Origin of the sequence: Adlercreutzia sp. ZJ138 (assembly GCF_011038935.1) — a bacterium.
Taxonomy (GTDB): domain Bacteria; phylum Actinomycetota; class Coriobacteriia; order Coriobacteriales; family Eggerthellaceae; genus ZJ141.
The window spans coordinates 1-16,227 of sequence record NZ_JAAKEA010000008.1 but is presented as its reverse complement, the minus strand read 5'-3'; the positions used below and the strand labels follow the sequence as shown (position 1 = coordinate 16,227).

Sequence of the window (16,227 nt, the reverse complement as noted above, 5' to 3'; positions counted from 1 at the left end):
AAAATCGACACCAAAGCAGATGCGCAGGTGCTGTGCAGGCAAAAGCTGGCGAACCGACAGTCCGCAACCAAGCTGGCAGGCGCCGCCAGATAAGCGAGCGAACTGGCCGTGCTTCCCTATTCTTTCTTATCCTGCACCGCCTCGGCGATGAGCGCCTCAACGAGAAGGGCAACGCCTTGCAGGTTGGCAACGGAAATGTGCTCGTCGGTGGTGTGGAAGTTCGTCATACCGGTGCCGAGCGTGATTGCACGAGCACCGTATGAAGCGTACTTGTTCGCATCGGCCCCGCCACCCGAACGATGGATGCGCGGAGTGAGGCCCGCAGCGCGCGCGGCGTTTGTTATGCCACGAACCAAGGGATCATCCTCGTTGTAGAGCACCGCCTCATAGTCGTCTTTCCACTGCACATCAACCTGCCCACCAAACGAAGCCGCAGCGTGCTTGCACGCTTGGGTGATGTCATTGCGAAGGCGAAGCGCGCGATCGGCGTAGTAGGAGCGGCATTCACCCGACAGCCAGCACTGGTCGGCCACGATGTTCACCTCGCGGCCGCCTTCAATAAGCCCCATGTTGGCTGTGGTGCATTCGTCAATGCGACCAAGCGGCATAGCAGCAATGGCGGCTGCGGCCATCTGAATGGCAGACACGCCGGCTTCGGGTTCGACGCCCGCATGGGCCGCCCTGCCCGTAAACGTTGCACGCAACGTATGATGGCTCGGTGCCGCAGCGATAATAGTGCCCGGCGCACCATCGGCATCGAGCACGTACACCGGAGCACCCTTTGGCAGCACGTCAGCATCGAGCGCGCCTGAACCGAGCAAGCTGAGTTCTTCACATGTTGACAGCAGTACCATGATATGTGGCCGAGGAACGCCAGATTCGAGCACGCTGCGCAGCGCCTCGAAAATGCCCGCAACGCCCGACTTGTCATCGGCCGATAGAATGGTATCGCCCGCAGAACGGATAACACCATCGTCACCCACCACCGGCTCGATGCCAGCACAGGGAACCACTGTGTCCATGTGAGCCGACAACACGATAGAGCCCGCAGCCGTACCCGGCAACTCGGCGATGAGATTGCCCACATCAGAGCCAGTTTTTTGGGCGGAATCGTCGAATCGCACCACAAACCCCAACTCTTCCAGCTCTCGCTTGCAGCGCGCCGCAAAAGCACCTTCATGGCGCGATGGGCTTTCGATGCGCACAAGCTCGCAGAACAAGTCGAGCAGACGGTCGGGTTTCATGAGACGCTTCCTTTCTTTTTTCGTACGGCGTAAAACGAGTGCGGAACGAAACGCGGCACCGCACGGCGCGGTGCTCCCCTACGCTCCGAGAATCTTCGCCGCAACCTGCTTCTTGCGCGATAAGATGCCCGGCATCCACGTGCCGCCCTGACCCTTGCAGTCGATACCGAATACGCGGTTCACTACACGGCGGTTGCCTTCGCACATGAACTGGCTGCCTTCCGCCAAGATATCGGTAACCATAAGCAGCACGAACTCGTAGCCATGCTGGTCTTTGAGCGTACGCATATGCTCGCGAATCTCGTCTTCGCGCTCCATGACCGAAGCGAGGTCAACCGTTTCGTGCTGAGCAATAAGCACCGTTGCGTCGCCGAATTGGAACTCCTTAGCATCAGCCCCCACAATGCGCTCAACCGTAAGGCTTTCTTCCCCATTGCGCGCACGGAACAGGTCAAGACCGAACGGTACCACCTCGACTCCGGCAACATCGGCCAAGAAGTTTGCCTGCTCACGATCGATGTCGGTCGTAGTAGGCGACTTCAAAATGACCGTATCGGTAAGTAGTGCCGACAGCAGCACCTTGGCGATGCCGGCAGGAATGCTCACGCTGTAGCGCTGGTATTCCAGCGACACAATGGTGGCCGTGGAGCCGACGGGCATGTTCAAAAACAGAATAGGGTTGGCGGTGGAAACATCGGCGATGCGATGATGATCGACGATCTCGAGCACCTCGGCTTCGTCAATGCCGGGTGCCGCCTGACGACGCTCGTTATGGTCCACCAAGATAACCTTGCGACGGTAGCCGCGAGCCACGTCGCTACGAGTGATAACACCGATGCAATGACTGTCGTCATCGAGCACCACTGCCTCGCGCAGCGAGCTTTCCATCAGATCGTCCACTGCGTCTTTCAACAGGCATTCCTTATCGAACACCAGCACGTCTTCTTCGCCTTCAAGCACATCGGACACGATCTGACCAAGCGACGAGATCAAGTCACCAGCAACTGCCATGCTGTTCGACCCGTCGGCGTTCATCTTGTCGGTGGCGGCTATGTAGCGCTCGGCGATCATACGCGTGGTAATAAGACCGCGGTAGCTGCCGTCTTCCTTCGTGGCAACCAGCGAGCGCACATTACACTGGCGCAGCATGCGACCCGCCTCGAGCAGCGTCGCATCGCGCGAGATAGAATACGGATTCTGCGTCATGACATCGCCAACACGCACATGCACATGACCGATGGCCTCGGGCGCGGTGATGCCCGCTTGACCAAGCACCCACTCGCTTTCTTTCGGCAGAGGCCCCAAGCGCACGGGAACGTACTCGAACTCGGGCGTCTCCCCTTCGGCGCATGCCCGCTTCGCAAGCTCGTTTTTCAGATAGGCATAGCCCACCGCCGAACTAATCGAGTCGTTATCGGGATTCTTGTGCCCCACTACCAAGACGGGTGCCGTCATAGTCTGCTCCTTTTACTTTGCGCGAAGGCGCCCGGAACGAAGTTCGAACCGGGCGCCTTCTGCTGCAGCGCGACCACGGAAGACTCCCGCAACCGCGCGTTCTGGCAAAATATCGGGCGCAAGTTTAACACAGCATCCCACGCGCCAAACGAGCTTCACAAGCGCTGCTCATTTCGTTCACACTCAATGTATGGTCTGTGTCACCTCCCGTGTCATTCGACGGGGAAGGATCGGTGCTCGGCAGTCCTCGCTTTGGGGAGCAGTCCACTGGATTGTTTCCGTCGCTGCGGAACTGCGCTCGACTCCTCCCCGCCGAATGAGACAGACCATCAATCATGCGTGACAAATAAACGCATTTGTCACGTTAGGCATTTCGCAATCGTACCCACAATGAGCAACAGCATACGCTCAAGCACACCTGCGACCATGCACTTTACCCCAGTTTCACGATGGGCGCGTAGTCTTTCAGTAACTTCTTCGTCTGGCCTGACTTCGCAAAACGTACGAACAGCGTGTCGCCGTCGACCTTTGTTACCTTGCCTCGGCCGAACGTCTTGTGATCAACCGCGTCACCAACGGCAAATGTCAACTTCGCGGCGGCCTTCTTCCCTGCGTTGGGGTTTACCCCTGTGCTGCGGCTCGCGCGGCTGCGGTCCGTTCTGCCAGCTGATCCCGAAGCGCTCGACCGCCCGAACACACGACCTTCGCCCGCTTCCACACCACTGCCCGCGATGCCGCGACGACTTCCTCGCTTCTCCCAACCTGTACCAGCAAAGCCCGCCGAACCAAGCCCCGTGGTTTGTCGCAGCTCTTGCGGAATTTCCTGAATGAAACGCGACACTGGATTCGCCGACGTTTGACCAAAAATCTGGCGCAGCTGTGCACATGTAAGATATAAATGCTTGCGGGCGCGCGTGATGGCCACATACGCGAGGCGCCGTTCCTCTTCCACACCCGCCGGGTCGCCCACCGAATTCATGTGCGGAAACAGCGTTTCCTCCATGCCGGCAACAAACACGCAGTCAAACTCCAAGCCCTTTGATGAATGTACGGTCATAAGCGTTACGGCACATCCGTCGTCACTGGCGGTATCGAGATCGGTGCGCAGGCGCACCCACTCAATGAAGTCGGCCAGCGAGTCACCGCGCAGCACGCGCGCAGGCGCCTCTTGCACACGTTCGCCAACGGCAGGTGCGGCGAAGAACACCTCGTGCGAGCCAAAACCTGCTGCGTCCACCGTATCGCCCAACACATCCCGCACGCCGTGCACGGCAGCAGATACCCCACCGGACGCTGCAGCAAGAACGCTCTCAGCGAGCGCTTCTTCCCCTTCGTCGGCGTCGCCGTAATCGTCGTGTGTTTCGGTGAATTCATCCACAACGCCCATGAACTCCTGAATGTTTTCGATGCGTGCTAAAGCTTCGTCGGTGCCCACCGCGCGCAGCTCGTCAATGAGCCCACTCTTGTCAACAATGGCCTCGATGACCTTGCGCAGATCACCTTCGTAGCGGCGCGCCTCCTTCAGCAGCTCCACGAATTCCCCCAGCGACCGGCGCGTTGCGGCGCGAATTTCCGGATCGGCCACGGCCAACTCCGCCGCTGCCAGAAACGGCTCGCCCATTTCCCGCGCAAAGCGATCGATACGCTCGATGGTCGTTTTACCGATGCCGCGCTTGGGTACGTTGATGACGCGCTTGGCAGCGATATCGTCAGCAGGATTCACTACCAGCGTCAGGTACGCCATCACGTCGCGGATTTCCGCACGGTCGAAAAAGCGTGTGCCGCCCACAATACGGTACGGCACTCCAGCACGGAGCAACATGTCTTCAAGCATGCGGCTCTGTGCGTTCGTGCGGTAAAACACCGCCATCTGGTTGTAGCTTTCACCCGACGCGCGCCGCTTCTCTATTTCGCCGGCAATCCAGCGCCCTTCGTCACGCTCATCAGTTGCCATGTACACCTGAATTTTGTCGCCATCGCCCGCGCTGGTGAACAGCTTTTTTTGCTTGCGGTGCCGGTTGTTTGCGATGACTGCGTTAGCCGCCGCCAGCACATTGCCCACGCTTCGGTAGTTTTGCTCAAGCTTAACCACGTGCGCCTGCGCATAATCGCTTTCGAAGTCGAGAATGTTGCGGATGTCGGCACCGCGCCAGCTATAGATGGACTGATCGTCGTCGCCTACCACCATAATGTTGCCGTGCCCTTCGGCCAGAAGCTTGGTGATAGCGTACTGCGCGTGGTTGGTGTCTTGATACTCGTCGACCATAATGTAGCGGAAGCGGTCCTGATACGCCCGCCGAACGTCCTCATGGTTTTTCAGCAGCAGAAACGCGTACAGCAGCAGATCGTCGAAGTCGAATGCGTTCGCCGCGCGCAAGCGCTCCTGCAAACGCGTATACACGCGAGCGGCCACCTTGCCCACCGGATCAATGGCTTGATGCTCAAAGTCACCCGGAACGACAAGTTCGTTTTTCGCCGTAGATATGCGATTCATGAGCGCGGGCACCGGAAAGCGCTTCGGATCGATGTCGAGCTCGGCCATAATTTCCTTATACAGGCGCTTTTGATCATCGGTGTCGTAGATGGTGAAGCTCTTCGTAAACCCAAGCCGTTCGGCATCGGCGCGCAGAATGCGTACGCACATGCTGTGGAAGGTGGAAACCCACATGCCGCGGCTCGCCGGCCCCACCAGCGCGCCCAAACGTTCGCGCATTTCGGCAGCCGCCTTGTTCGTGAACGTGATGGCCAGAATCTGCCACGGTGCCACGCCCTTGTTCTCGATGAGATGCGCAATGCGATAGGTGAGCACGCGCGTCTTGCCGGAACCCGCGCCCGCCAAAACGAGCAGGGGGCCTTCCGTGCATTCAACCGCCTCGCGCTGCGGGCCGTTCAATGTGTCGATGTCAATAGGCATGACGGTTCCTTCTTGTTTGATGCTTGACTGACGTTCGGGAAACACTGCTTGAATTCACCAGCATTGCGCTGGCGAGGCGGCTTTAATCAGTGTTTCCTTAAGCAGCGTTTCCCTAGCTTGCTTTCCAACCGCGCGGCTTTGCTTTCCAACCGCGCGGCTTCTTCCGCTTCGAACAGTACCGCGCCGCAAAACGTCCCTTGCGCAGCGGCTGCTACGCAAGGGACGCGATTCTCAAAAAACGTGCCGCGCGCCGGTATCTACACGATCTTCTTGCCGAACACAGCAGCAATCTCGCGCAACTCGCCCACGAGCTTCCTGAACTGATCGGGCGTAAGCTGCTGTGGGCCGTCCGACTTCGCCTCGGGCGGGTTCGGGTGCACCTCGATCATCAGTGAATCGGCTCCAGCTGCCACGGCAGCATACGCCAGCGAAGGCACTAAGTCGCGCTGACCTGCCGGGTGCGACACGTCGATGCAGATAGGATACAACGACTGCTTATGCACCACCGGAACAGCGGCAATGTCGAGCGTGAAGCGCGTGGCGGTTTCAAACGTGCGCAAACCGCGTTCGCACAGCATAATGTTGTCATTGCCTTCGGCGGTTAAGTAATCGCATGCGGCCAGCCACTCGGCAATACTGCCCGCAAAACCGCGCTTGTACAGCACCATCTTCTTCGACTCGGCGGTTACCTGACCGATCTTCTTCAGCAGGCTGAAGTTTTGGAAGTTGCGCGCACCAACCTGCAAGCCGTCCACATAGGAATGCACCAGCTCACAATGGGCGGAATCCATCACTTCGGTGAGAGTGAGCAGGCCGTACTTGTCGCCTGCAGCCTTCATGATCTTGAGGCCCTCTTCACCAAGACCCTGAAAGCTGTGCGGATTCGTGCGGGGCTTAAACGCGCCGCCACGAACCCACTTCAAACCTAGATCGGCGACACATTCAGCCACTTCTTCGAATTGTTCGGTCGATTCAACCGAACACGGGCCAGCGAAGATAGTCACCTCGTCGGTGCGGGCTCCCAGATTGGGAATGGGGGGTATGTTCGTGTTGCTCATGCCGATGGAGTCTCCTTCATGACCTTTAGAATGGTTACATAGATTTCTCTTAGGTACTCGTTATACAGAGGCCCCTCGTTGTAGCTGTTCACCTTCGCGAAGATTTCCTCTTCGCGCCGTGCGTCGTAGAGCCCCATGCGAGCATCGGGCTTAAGACCACGGATGACGAGAGAGTGTCCCGCGCGCTTATTCAGAAGCGCAACGAGCTCACGGTCGATCTCATCGATCTTTGCGCGATGTTCTTCGATTGCCGCTAACGCATTGGTTTCTTCAGACATCGGCATTCCTTTCACACTCAAAAACGGTAACGAGAACCTGCCCGCAGGCGCAGTGCGCGAACCCGGGCCACTCGTGTGATGCGTATGATAACACTCGCAAAATTGACCGAGAGAAGCGCGCTTCTTATTTCGCCAGCCCTGCACAGACAGGTCGGCGAAAGCGCTCAGGGGCGCTCGAGGCGAACACTCGGGTCGAATACGAGAGCTAGAAGAACACGCGCGACACTTGCGTGTAGAAGCTTTCGCGGCGATAGCGCAAAAACGTCGTGGGATGTTGACCTGCGCGAACGATAACCCGTTTCACCGGGCGCTCGAACACAAGTGGCTCTCCATCGGCAAACAACGTGGCATCGCGACGTCCGTCGTCACCCGTGAGCTCAACTTCCACCACGTCGTGATGTTCGGTGACCAGCGTGCGCGACCGCAACGTGTGCACTGCAATGGGTACTACCACCAACCCGCGAAACCCTGGTGCCACCAACGGCCCACCTGCAGAAAGCGCGTAGGCTGTTGACCCCGTAGCTGTGGAAACGACCAGCCCATCGCCACGCATGGACGCCACGTGGTCACCCGATACACCAACTGAGAAATCGACAATACGCCCCGACGCTCCCCTGCTCACCGTTAGCTCGTTTAACGCGAAATACGATCGCGGGCGCTCGATGGGCTCACAGTCGTCGCCTTCGCACTCCACGTCGATGCGCAAATTCGTGCGGCGTTCTTCCACCACATCGCCCGCAAGCGCGGCGGCCACCATGGGTACCACGCCCGCATCGGTTGGATTGGCGAGAAACCCTAAGTGACCGAAGTTAATACCCAGCACCGGTGCCGACATTCCACACACCGCGCGGGCTGTGCGCAGGATCGTGCCATCGCCACCAAGCGCAACGGCCAAATCAACCGGACCGTCAAAGCCCCACTCGGTAAGATGGTCGAACAGTGGACAACCATCGTCGGATAAAGCAACCGACCCCGGAAGCGTCTGCGAATCGACAACGCGGCATACGATTCCCTGCGAGTTTAAGTACGACTGCAGCAGAAACGACGAGTCGCTCGCCGTACCGCTCTCGCTATTCGCAACCACCAGCACATTCATATGAGGAAGTGCGCTCTGCATGTTAGCGCCGCCCTTCTATCGGCACACCTTCTATCGGCGCGCCTTCCGTTGACACACCATCGCGCTGAGGCACCGGGTCAAAGCGAACACTCGCACCGCATTCCTGCACGCAGCGCCACGCCGCCACATCAAGGGCATCAATAACGGGCACCGCGCCCAACCATGTATGCACGCCTAACACCGACAGCTCGGTACAGCCGAGTATAATGCCGTCGCACCCGTCGGCGATAAGCTGGGCACAGAGCGCTTCGATACGCTTGGGACACAGTGATCGGCCAGCCTTCACCTCGTCGTAAATAACCGCCATTACCTCGCGCTGCCCATCCTCGTTCGGCCACGCTATCTGCACGCCGGCCTGCGCAAGCGCTTGGTCGTACACGCCCGCCTGGCGCGCTCCGTCGGTGGCAAGCACACCGCAACGCGTACAGCCAAGCTTCGCCGCATATCGCGCCGTTTCGAGCGGCATGGACACAAAACGCGCCCGATCAACCGCTTGGGCGATCACCGGCAAACGCGAATGTGCCGTATTACACGGCGTAACGAGCACGGTGCAACCGGCATCCTGCAATTCACGCGCAGCTTGCTGCATCGGTTCGATAAACGACACGGCGCCGGGCTTTCTCAGCAAATATGCCGTTCGATCGGGAATTTGAGGACGGCACAATACCGTAATATCCAGGTGCTCCTGGTCGCAATCGGCCTGCGTAAAATCAATGACGCGCGCCATGAGCCGCACCGTCGCCGCAGGGCCCAAGCCCCCAATGATACCCAGCTTCTCCATCAAGTGCGTCCTCCCGTCGCCTTACACAGCGCACGGCAGCAGCCGCAGCGCCATAATGCTCGCACCATTATAGGCGGGATGCTCGGCAAGTCCAAACGCGAGACAAAATGACCAGATTGCATGCTGATCGTCAACGCAACATCGGCTATCGTAAGGAAAGGAGACACTCCTTACTGCTGTCTTACCCTGCACTGACAAAGGCTTCTGCCCGAAGAAGGGATCGCCCATGATCAAGACCACTACCATCCTTCGGCTTGTATCCGTACTGCTGATTATCTACTCGATTCTGAACATCTTGCTGGGTGGCTTGATGCTTGTGGAGCTCAGCTTAAGCGGATTGCTTCAGCAAGGCGGCGCAATGGCGCTTCTAGCGCTCAGCGGATTCTCTATCATCAGCAACGTCTTGAACCTGCTTGTGGGCGTATTTGGCATGATGTGCGCCATAAAGCCCGGAAAGGCCCACACGTTTTTCCATCTAAGCATTGTGGCTTTGATTCTAAGCGTACTGAACTTGATCCTAACCGCTTTGCAGGGTGGAGCCATGTTCCAATCGGTTATCATCACCTTCGCCATTGCCGGCTGCGCTTTTCTGGCGTACAGCATCAAGGTTCAGGGGCTTGAGCGGTAACACCGGAAGCCCGCATGCGCGGGCGACACACCCCATATGGAGCATTCGCAACGCCACCACCATGCGCGAATTCTGAAGATCGACCGGCATTGTGCGGCCAAACGTTACAAACACATACAATGCGCCTATGAAACGAAGCTATCGCATAGCACTGTCGGCGGTTGCTGTTGCTGCCATGTGTACATTCATTTTCCTTATGTCGGCGCAACCAGCAGACGAGTCGGGTGCGTTGAGCATGGGCGTGGTGAGTCGTATCATTGCGTTTGTCGTGCCCGGCTATGAGCAGATGAATGCGGCTAGTCAACTGTACTGGCAAGACACCCTTGAGCACGTGGTGCGAAAGTGCGCCCACTTCTCGGAATACGCCGCCTTGGGAGCACTTGCCGCCAACTTAGCATGGCAGATCATGGTGCCGCAACAAGCCAACATTGATGCGCACGTCGCTTCCAGCACCCAGCAACACCACGCTGCACGGCGCGAGTGCGGACGTCGGCACCAATACGGGCACCAGCGTCACATCATTGCCCGCATCGCGCTTTTGTCGTGGGCGGCATCCACGTTGTATGCGGCAACCGATGAATTCCACCAGATGTTCGTACCCGGGCGCGCGTGCATGGCAACCGACGTGCTCATCGATTCGACAGGAGCCGTCGTCGGCGTCGCACTGGCACTGGGTATCGCATGCCTGCTCAAACAGCGTGCGAAACGAATGCGGTGAACGAGCGGAAACGCTGAATCAAGGGACGAGCCCCCAATGCTTATCATCGGGGGCTCGTTTCAGAGCGGCCCAACCTGAAAAGCCGCCCGTAACGTTTGCGATCAGAGCAAGCCTTACACGATGGGAGGCGTGCCTTCCCAATTGCCGGCAATGGCGTCGATCATAACGCGCGCGCCCTGGGGCAGAACACCAGTACCCACCAGACGGCGAGCCGGAGTTCCCTCGGGGAAGAAGCGCAGGTACACTTCGTTCATAGCCTCAGCATCGGCCAGATCGGCCAGGTACACGTTCACCTTCACGATATCGGCAAGGCTGTGATCGACCGACTCGATGATAGCCTTGATGGCAGACAGGCACTGCTCGGTCTGACCAGCTGCATCGGCGGACAGGTCAGAGGCAATCTGAGCAGAAATGTTGTTGTAATGGCTGAAGGCCACAGTCTGCGTGGACAGCGGGCAGCGAGGTGCTGCGTCGGTGTTGTTGGCCTCGATGATAAGGCCGTGACGATCCTCGATAGCCTGAGGCGGAGTGCCGTCGCCGTGGGACACCACAGCCTCGATAGCCACGTCGCAGTGCAGCGGCAGGTCGGCCACGGGCACCACGGTGCGGGCCGGCAGATAGCCCACCGCGCGAGCAATGCCGGAATCAGGGAAGAAAGTCTTGTACACCTCGTCCACCGCATCCACATCGGCCAGATCGCGCACGAGCACGGTGACCTTAACGATGTCGTCAAGCGGCACGTCGATGCTGGTGAGAACAGCTTTCACGTTCGCCAGGCACTGGGCAGTCTGAGCAGCAACATCGCCTAAGATGGGACGACCGCTCTTCGGGTCCAGCGGCAGCTGCAGCGAGATGTTGTTGTAGTGGCTAAATGCCACAGACTGGGTGGACATCTCGTCGTAGGGAGCCTCATGGGTGTTGTTGGTCAGCTTCAGCAGATCGCCGGCCTGCGGCACCGACTGGGTGCCCTCGCCGTTGTCCACCAGGGCCTCCACCATAACCAGCGCGTTTTCGGGCAGGTCGTTGACGGCCATAACCGTGCGAGCGGGACGGTACGTGGGGAAGAAGCAGGCCTGAACCTTGTCCACAGCGTTTACGTCCATGATGTCGCGCACGAACACGGTCAGACGAATGACGTCGTTCAAGTCGTGATCGATGCTGTTCACAATGGCCTCAATATTCTTGAAGCACTGCTCGGCCTGCTCGGCCACGCCGCCGGCCACCAGGGCACCGGTTGCCGGGTCTAGGGGCAGCTGAGCCGACAGGTTGTTGTAGTGACTAAAGGCCACAGTCTGAGAATACAGCTTGCTTTGCGGAGCATTCTCGGTATTACGGGCCACCACCACATTGGGATCACTCATGGTTACCTCCCTCAAGGTAAGAATGGGTTACATTTGTGCAATTGCATTAAACTTTGCAAGGGGCGTTGTTGTCAACTGCAAATGCAAAACACCCTTGTGAAAAGGGTATTTTTAGGAAAACTGCGGGTGGTAAACGTTACATAATGATATGTCTGTAACTTAGTTTTATACAGTTGCACAAAAATGTTACTGACGTATACCCCGCCACGCTTCCTCCGCCTTCGATCGCAGTTTATGGCAAATCCCACTACCCACAACCTTCGATCCCGCAAGTCGTTTTGCAATTGGCAGGTTGAAATCTTTGCAATTAGCAGGTTATAATTTCTGCAATTAGCAGGTTATAATTTCTGCAATTAGCAGGTTATAAATTTTACAATTGGCAGGTTGCTGTTTTTAAGAAGGTGAATAATGGTTCCCGATCTGGCTGTATTTTCCTACAAAGCTCGAATTGTTGACGCTTTGTTGGCCGAGAAGCTATCGTATGCTGGTGCGGTGGTAATCCGCGGACCAAAGTGGTGCGGTAAAACAGAAACAGCTCTTCAGCATGCTTGCAGTGCCGTCATGATGCAAGACCCTGATACAAGAAAAAATAATCTGCTTCTCGCCGAAACAAAGCCTTCGCTTCTTCTTCGGGGAAACAAGCCTCGCCTGATAGACGAGTGGCAGGAAGCACCTCAGCTGTGGGATGCGGTCCGTTTCGCAGTTGACCGCGAACGCGTTAGCGGCGGATATATCCTTACGGGATCGGCTACACCTCAAAAGAAGCCGCAGCATTCAGGCACGGGGCGCTTTTCCTTTCTAGACATGCTGCCGATGACGCTGTTCGAATCGGGGGACTCAACAAACGAGGTTTCCATAGCCGATCTGTTTGATGGCGGCGAAGTTGATGGTTTCGCGTCAACCGATGTGGAAGTTATTGCTTATCTGGTATGCCGAGGCGGCTGGCCTGTGGCTGCCCTCTACCAAAGCGGTTCTCTGGCACTCGAAATGGCTTATGACTATGTAAGCGCTATTGCAGAAGAGGATATATCGCGGGCAGACGGCGTGGCTCGAAATGCTCAATACGCTCGCGTGATCATGGCTGAATACGCGCGATGTACAGCGATGCAAACGACGCAAACGACAATACGCAAGGATCTAAAAGCTCGCGGAACTGAGCTATCGAAGGACACGGTTGACTCTTACATTGCCACATTGCGGCGACTGTTCGTTATTCAGGACCTTTCGGCCTGGGCACCTTCGCTCCACTCGAAGTCACGTATCACAAAATCACCCACCAGACACTTCGCCGATCCCTCCATTGCTGCAGCTGCTCTTAGGGCAAACCCATCGTCATTACTGCAAGACATGTCAACCTTAGGGCTTTTGTTTGAGTCGCTCTGCGTTCGCGACCTGCGCGGTTATGGTCAAGCCCTGAAGGGTGAAGTGCTGCACTACCACGACGGTAGCGGACTTGAAGCCGATGCGGTGCTGTCTTTGCGAGACGGCCGTTATGCGCTGTTTGAAACGAAAATGAGCGCTCGACTCATTGACGAGGGTGCAGCGAATCTACTTGCCATTGCAAAAAAGATAGACACAAGCGTTATGGGCTCCCCTTCCTTCTGCGCCGTACTCACTCCCGGTGGATACGCTTACCAGCGAAAAGACGGCGTGTACGTGATTCCAGTAACCTGTTTGCGCCCGTAACTGTTCGGGTAAGGCTTTGAACTGCGCAGGCGCGATGTTAGTAAGTGATGGATCAACTCGGAATCAGGAGTGATGAGGCGCGCGGCGATTCGAGCGAGCGTGCAGTTTGAGCTCCTAGCAATTAGCCAAGAGCTGCAGAAAGGGCGTCCTTGAACTATCGGTTTGGCGATACTATAATGAACTATCGTTGTAACGATAGTTGTGAGGTTATCATGACAGAACTGCTTACCATATTCCACGGCTCCAGTCACATCATTGAGAAACCGATTTGGGGCACAGGCAACCCTCATAACGACTACGGGCTTGGGTTTTACTGCACGGAAAGCTTGGAACTCGCGAAGGAGTGGGGCACCTCTGACGGAGCTGACGGCTTTGCGAACGAATATGAGCTCGACGCAACCGGTCTTACGTTCCTCAATCTCAACAGCGGCGACTATTGCATTTTGCATTGGCTCGCTGTTCTTTTGGAGAACCGCACCTTCCGCGTTTCGGGAGACATTGCCCCTTTAGCCAAATCGTTCATACTTGAGAGGTTTGCGGTCGATTACCGCAACCGAGACGTCATATGCGGATATCGCGCTGACGACTCCTACTTCTCTTTTGCGAACGCCTTCTTAAACAACGCCCTTACCCTTGATCGGCTGGAACAGGCCATGGCTTTAGGAAATCTGGGTGAGCAAATTGTTCTACGTTCCGAAAAGGCATTCTCTCAGTTGCGCTTCATCTCGTCGCACGTAGCCGACAAAACGGTGTACTACCCGCGCAAGGTAGCACGCGACAACGAGGCCCGATCGATTTATCGCACCGAGCTGAAACTAGCGGATTTGGCGACTAGCCCCACCATAGCCACTATCATGCAGGAAGATTGGAGAGCCGACGATGCGCGCCTACGACGAATCGTACTTACCTGATGCCATGGACACGTTAGGGGAAGCCCTGGATTACTCCGTTGCCGACTGTGGGCAGGAGCCCGACGAGTTTTTCGAATGGTTTATTGTTTCGGGCGTGGCCGATAGCTTCGGACGCGGTAACCCGAAATTCGTGGCCGGCATGTCAGGCGTGGAGCTTGCTCGCGAAGTGCAGTTTCGTGTTCTGGGCACGCGCGGAAACACAACACCTACCCAGCCGCTCGATCGAACGCCAGAGTACTGGGCAGGCTGGTTTTTAGCCTACTACCAGTGGTACCGTGCCGTTTCCTTCGGCGAAATGGCACGCGGCGGGCTAGTGCCCACCGCTCTTTTGGGGAGTTCTATTCTTCATGAAGCCGACGTGAGCAAAGCGGTAGCCTTCGCAGATTGCTTGCTTGAAGAATCCGCCGCATCCCCCACTCGCCTTGCTTTCCTGCGCCGGCAGCGCGGCCTAACTCAAGCGCAACTTGCCGAAGCGGCCGATGTGTCTCTTCGTATGATTCAACTCTATGAGCAGCGACAAAACGACTTATCGAAAGCATCAGCAGGCGTCGTGCTGCGGCTCGCGCACGTTATTGGGTGCTCGGTGGAAGAGTTGTTGGGGTGAAGTGCAATTGGTGGGTTGAAAGTGTCTCAATTGAAGGGTTGGATTCTTTGCAATCGGTAGGTTGTGCACTCTGTATAATGACTGGGGGATCAGTCTACTCTGTCTCAAAACCCGCTTACTCGAAGCTGAAACGGTAGTCTAAGCCCAGCTCGTCGCGTATCTGTAGAAGGTCGCGCTGTACGCCTTTACCCACCGGAACGCCTTTGTCCTTACGCTCAAGCCACGCGAGGTGTTCTTTCTCCCCTGCCGTATAGATGCGATCTGCACCTGGCACCTTTTTGGAAGAGCGCAGTGCGCGGCAGATGTCTCCCGCTGTCTTTTTGAACGCATCGCGCCCGACAAATGCATCGGGGTCAACCACGAAGAAGAAGTGGCCAAGTCCATACATCTGGGGGCTGCCATCTTCAGTTACACCCGAAAGCGCCTTCATGAAGCGGCCACCAGAAAGAGCCGCCGACAGAATCTCAACGGTAGCGGCGTAACCGTACCCCTTGTATCCTGCCAGCTCTTCACCGGTGCCCCCGAGCGGGGCAAGTGCAGCTTCACCTGCGGCGAGGGCTTCCAAGATTTCTGAGCTGTCGGTCATCTCCCCTTGTGTGCCTACAACCGTGCCTTTGGGCACAGGCTTACCTTCACGTGCGTAGTGCTCGATTTTGCCGCGCTGCATGATGGAAGTTGCACAATCAAGGCAGAATGGGAACTCTTCATCGGTTGGTAGTGCAAACGTGAGGGGGTTAGTCCCCATCATGCCTTCTGTTCCAAACGTTGGAGCGATTGAGGGGCGCGCATTGGTGCCCGTGATACCAACCATTCCCTCTTGGCTAGCCATGGTAACCCAGTACCCCGCAATACCGTAGTGGGTGGAGTTGCGCACAGCGCCTCCTGCCATGCCATATTGCTTAGCCTTTTCAATCAGGCGGGTCATCATATGATGGCTTGCCACCATGCCCATGCCGTCGTGTGCGTCGACAACCAACGTGGTCGGCGTCTCACGCACGATCTCAAGGTTGGTTACAGGAAGAAGTGTGCCGCGCTTGATGCGATCGATATAGATGGGTTTGAACCGGTTTACCCCGTGGCTTTCGATACCCCGACGGTCAGACTCCATGAGCACGTCTGTGCAGATTTCTGCGTCTTCGGCAGGTACACCAAGTGCCGTGAAAGCATCGACCATGAAGTCATGTATCTGATCCCACGGAACGTAAGGTCTGCCCTGAGGGTCGTGCATAACCGGTTCCTTGTCTATCATTTCATCTCCCCTTGCATTTCGATGAGCGGACGGACGGCTTCGATCCATCAGCCACTGCTTTCCCGTGACCTCTCACACCTATGACGATGCGTTTACCCCCTAATCCCGCCGGAACAAGTCGCGCGTGTATACCTTGTCGGCCACATCGGACAGTTCATCTGACCAGCGGTTAGCAACGATGAGGTCGCAGCGGCTCTTGAACGCGGTCAGGTCGTGGGTAACC

At 57.0% G+C, this 16,227-nt stretch carries 14 protein-coding genes; 5 read left to right on the top strand and 9 right to left on the bottom strand.

Annotated elements, in window-relative coordinates; translation table 11 throughout:
* Positions 1 to 116 precede the first annotated feature (116 nt).
* The 7 genes from G7Y43_RS04805 to G7Y43_RS04775 all read right to left on the bottom strand — a co-directional run bounded on the left by G7Y43_RS04805 (position 117) and on the right by G7Y43_RS04775 (position 8,847).
* Positions 117 to 1,244: a M20/M25/M40 family metallo-hydrolase gene (locus G7Y43_RS04805; protein WP_165044649.1), complete on the bottom strand. Its 1,128-nt coding sequence runs from the start codon at positions 1,242 to 1,244 to the stop codon at positions 117 to 119.
* Positions 1,245 to 1,322: 78 nt separating this feature from the next.
* On the bottom strand, positions 1,323 to 2,699 hold the full coding sequence (locus tag G7Y43_RS04800; protein WP_165044647.1) for a putative manganese-dependent inorganic diphosphatase: 1,377 nt from the start codon (positions 2,697 to 2,699) through the stop codon (positions 1,323 to 1,325).
* A 433-nt stretch (positions 2,700 to 3,132) separates the two neighbouring features.
* Entirely contained in the window at positions 3,133 to 5,613 is a 2,481-nt protein-coding gene (locus G7Y43_RS04795) for an ATP-dependent helicase (RefSeq protein WP_165044646.1), read from the bottom strand.
* A 257-nt stretch (positions 5,614 to 5,870) separates the two neighbouring features.
* Complete coding sequence (gene aroF / locus G7Y43_RS04790) at positions 5,871 to 6,671, bottom strand: 3-deoxy-7-phosphoheptulonate synthase (RefSeq protein WP_165044644.1); 801 nt, start codon at positions 6,669 to 6,671, stop codon at positions 5,871 to 5,873.
* A complete protein-coding gene (locus G7Y43_RS04785) occupies positions 6,668 to 6,949 on the bottom strand; it encodes a chorismate mutase (RefSeq protein WP_165044642.1) in 282 nt (93 codons plus the stop codon). The genes aroF and G7Y43_RS04785 overlap by 4 nt, the downstream gene beginning before the upstream one ends.
* A gap of 205 nt (positions 6,950 to 7,154) precedes the next feature.
* Complete coding sequence (locus tag G7Y43_RS04780; protein ID WP_370514640.1) at positions 7,155 to 8,066, bottom strand: NAD(+)/NADH kinase; 912 nt, start codon at positions 8,064 to 8,066, stop codon at positions 7,155 to 7,157.
* A gap of 1 nt (position 8,067) precedes the next feature.
* A complete protein-coding gene (locus G7Y43_RS04775; protein WP_165044640.1) occupies positions 8,068 to 8,847 on the bottom strand; it encodes an aspartate/glutamate racemase family protein in 780 nt (259 codons plus the stop codon).
* Positions 8,848 to 9,073: 226 nt separating this feature from the next.
* Here G7Y43_RS04775 and G7Y43_RS04770 point away from each other — a divergent pair, with 226 nt between their 5' ends.
* Positions 9,074 to 9,475: a hypothetical protein gene (locus G7Y43_RS04770; protein ID WP_165044638.1), complete on the top strand. Its 402-nt coding sequence runs from the start codon at positions 9,074 to 9,076 to the stop codon at positions 9,473 to 9,475.
* 127 nt (positions 9,476 to 9,602) lie between these two features.
* Positions 9,603 to 10,193, top strand: coding sequence for a VanZ family protein (locus tag G7Y43_RS04765; RefSeq protein WP_165044636.1), 591 nt, complete (start codon positions 9,603 to 9,605; stop codon positions 10,191 to 10,193).
* 113 nt (positions 10,194 to 10,306) lie between these two features.
* Here the strand turns inward: G7Y43_RS04765 and G7Y43_RS04760 are convergent, their stop codons facing one another.
* Positions 10,307 to 11,554 (bottom strand): RidA family protein, encoded by a 1,248-nt coding sequence (locus tag G7Y43_RS04760; protein ID WP_165044634.1) that lies wholly within the window; start codon positions 11,552 to 11,554, stop codon positions 10,307 to 10,309.
* A gap of 408 nt (positions 11,555 to 11,962) precedes the next feature.
* Between G7Y43_RS04760 and G7Y43_RS04755 the strand changes: the two genes are divergently transcribed.
* The 3 genes from G7Y43_RS04755 (at position 11,963) to G7Y43_RS04745 (ending at position 14,755) form a co-directional block, all read left to right on the top strand.
* Positions 11,963 to 13,240 carry an ATP-binding protein gene (locus tag G7Y43_RS04755; protein ID WP_165044632.1) on the top strand — a complete coding sequence of 426 codons (1,278 nt, stop codon included), beginning with the start codon at positions 11,963 to 11,965 and terminating at the stop codon, positions 13,238 to 13,240.
* Positions 13,241 to 13,452: 212 nt separating this feature from the next.
* Positions 13,453 to 14,151, top strand: a complete 699-nt coding sequence (locus G7Y43_RS04750; protein WP_165044630.1) for a DUF3990 domain-containing protein — start codon at positions 13,453 to 13,455, stop codon at positions 14,149 to 14,151.
* Positions 14,120 to 14,755: a helix-turn-helix domain-containing protein gene (locus G7Y43_RS04745; protein ID WP_165044628.1), complete on the top strand. Its 636-nt coding sequence runs from the start codon at positions 14,120 to 14,122 to the stop codon at positions 14,753 to 14,755. The genes G7Y43_RS04750 and G7Y43_RS04745 overlap by 32 nt, the downstream gene beginning before the upstream one ends.
* A 115-nt stretch (positions 14,756 to 14,870) precedes the next feature.
* Here the strand turns inward: G7Y43_RS04745 and G7Y43_RS04740 are convergent, their stop codons facing one another.
* Complete coding sequence (locus G7Y43_RS04740; protein ID WP_241158161.1) at positions 14,871 to 16,004, bottom strand: Ldh family oxidoreductase; 1,134 nt, start codon at positions 16,002 to 16,004, stop codon at positions 14,871 to 14,873.
* Between the last annotated feature and the right edge of the window lie 223 nt (positions 16,005 to 16,227).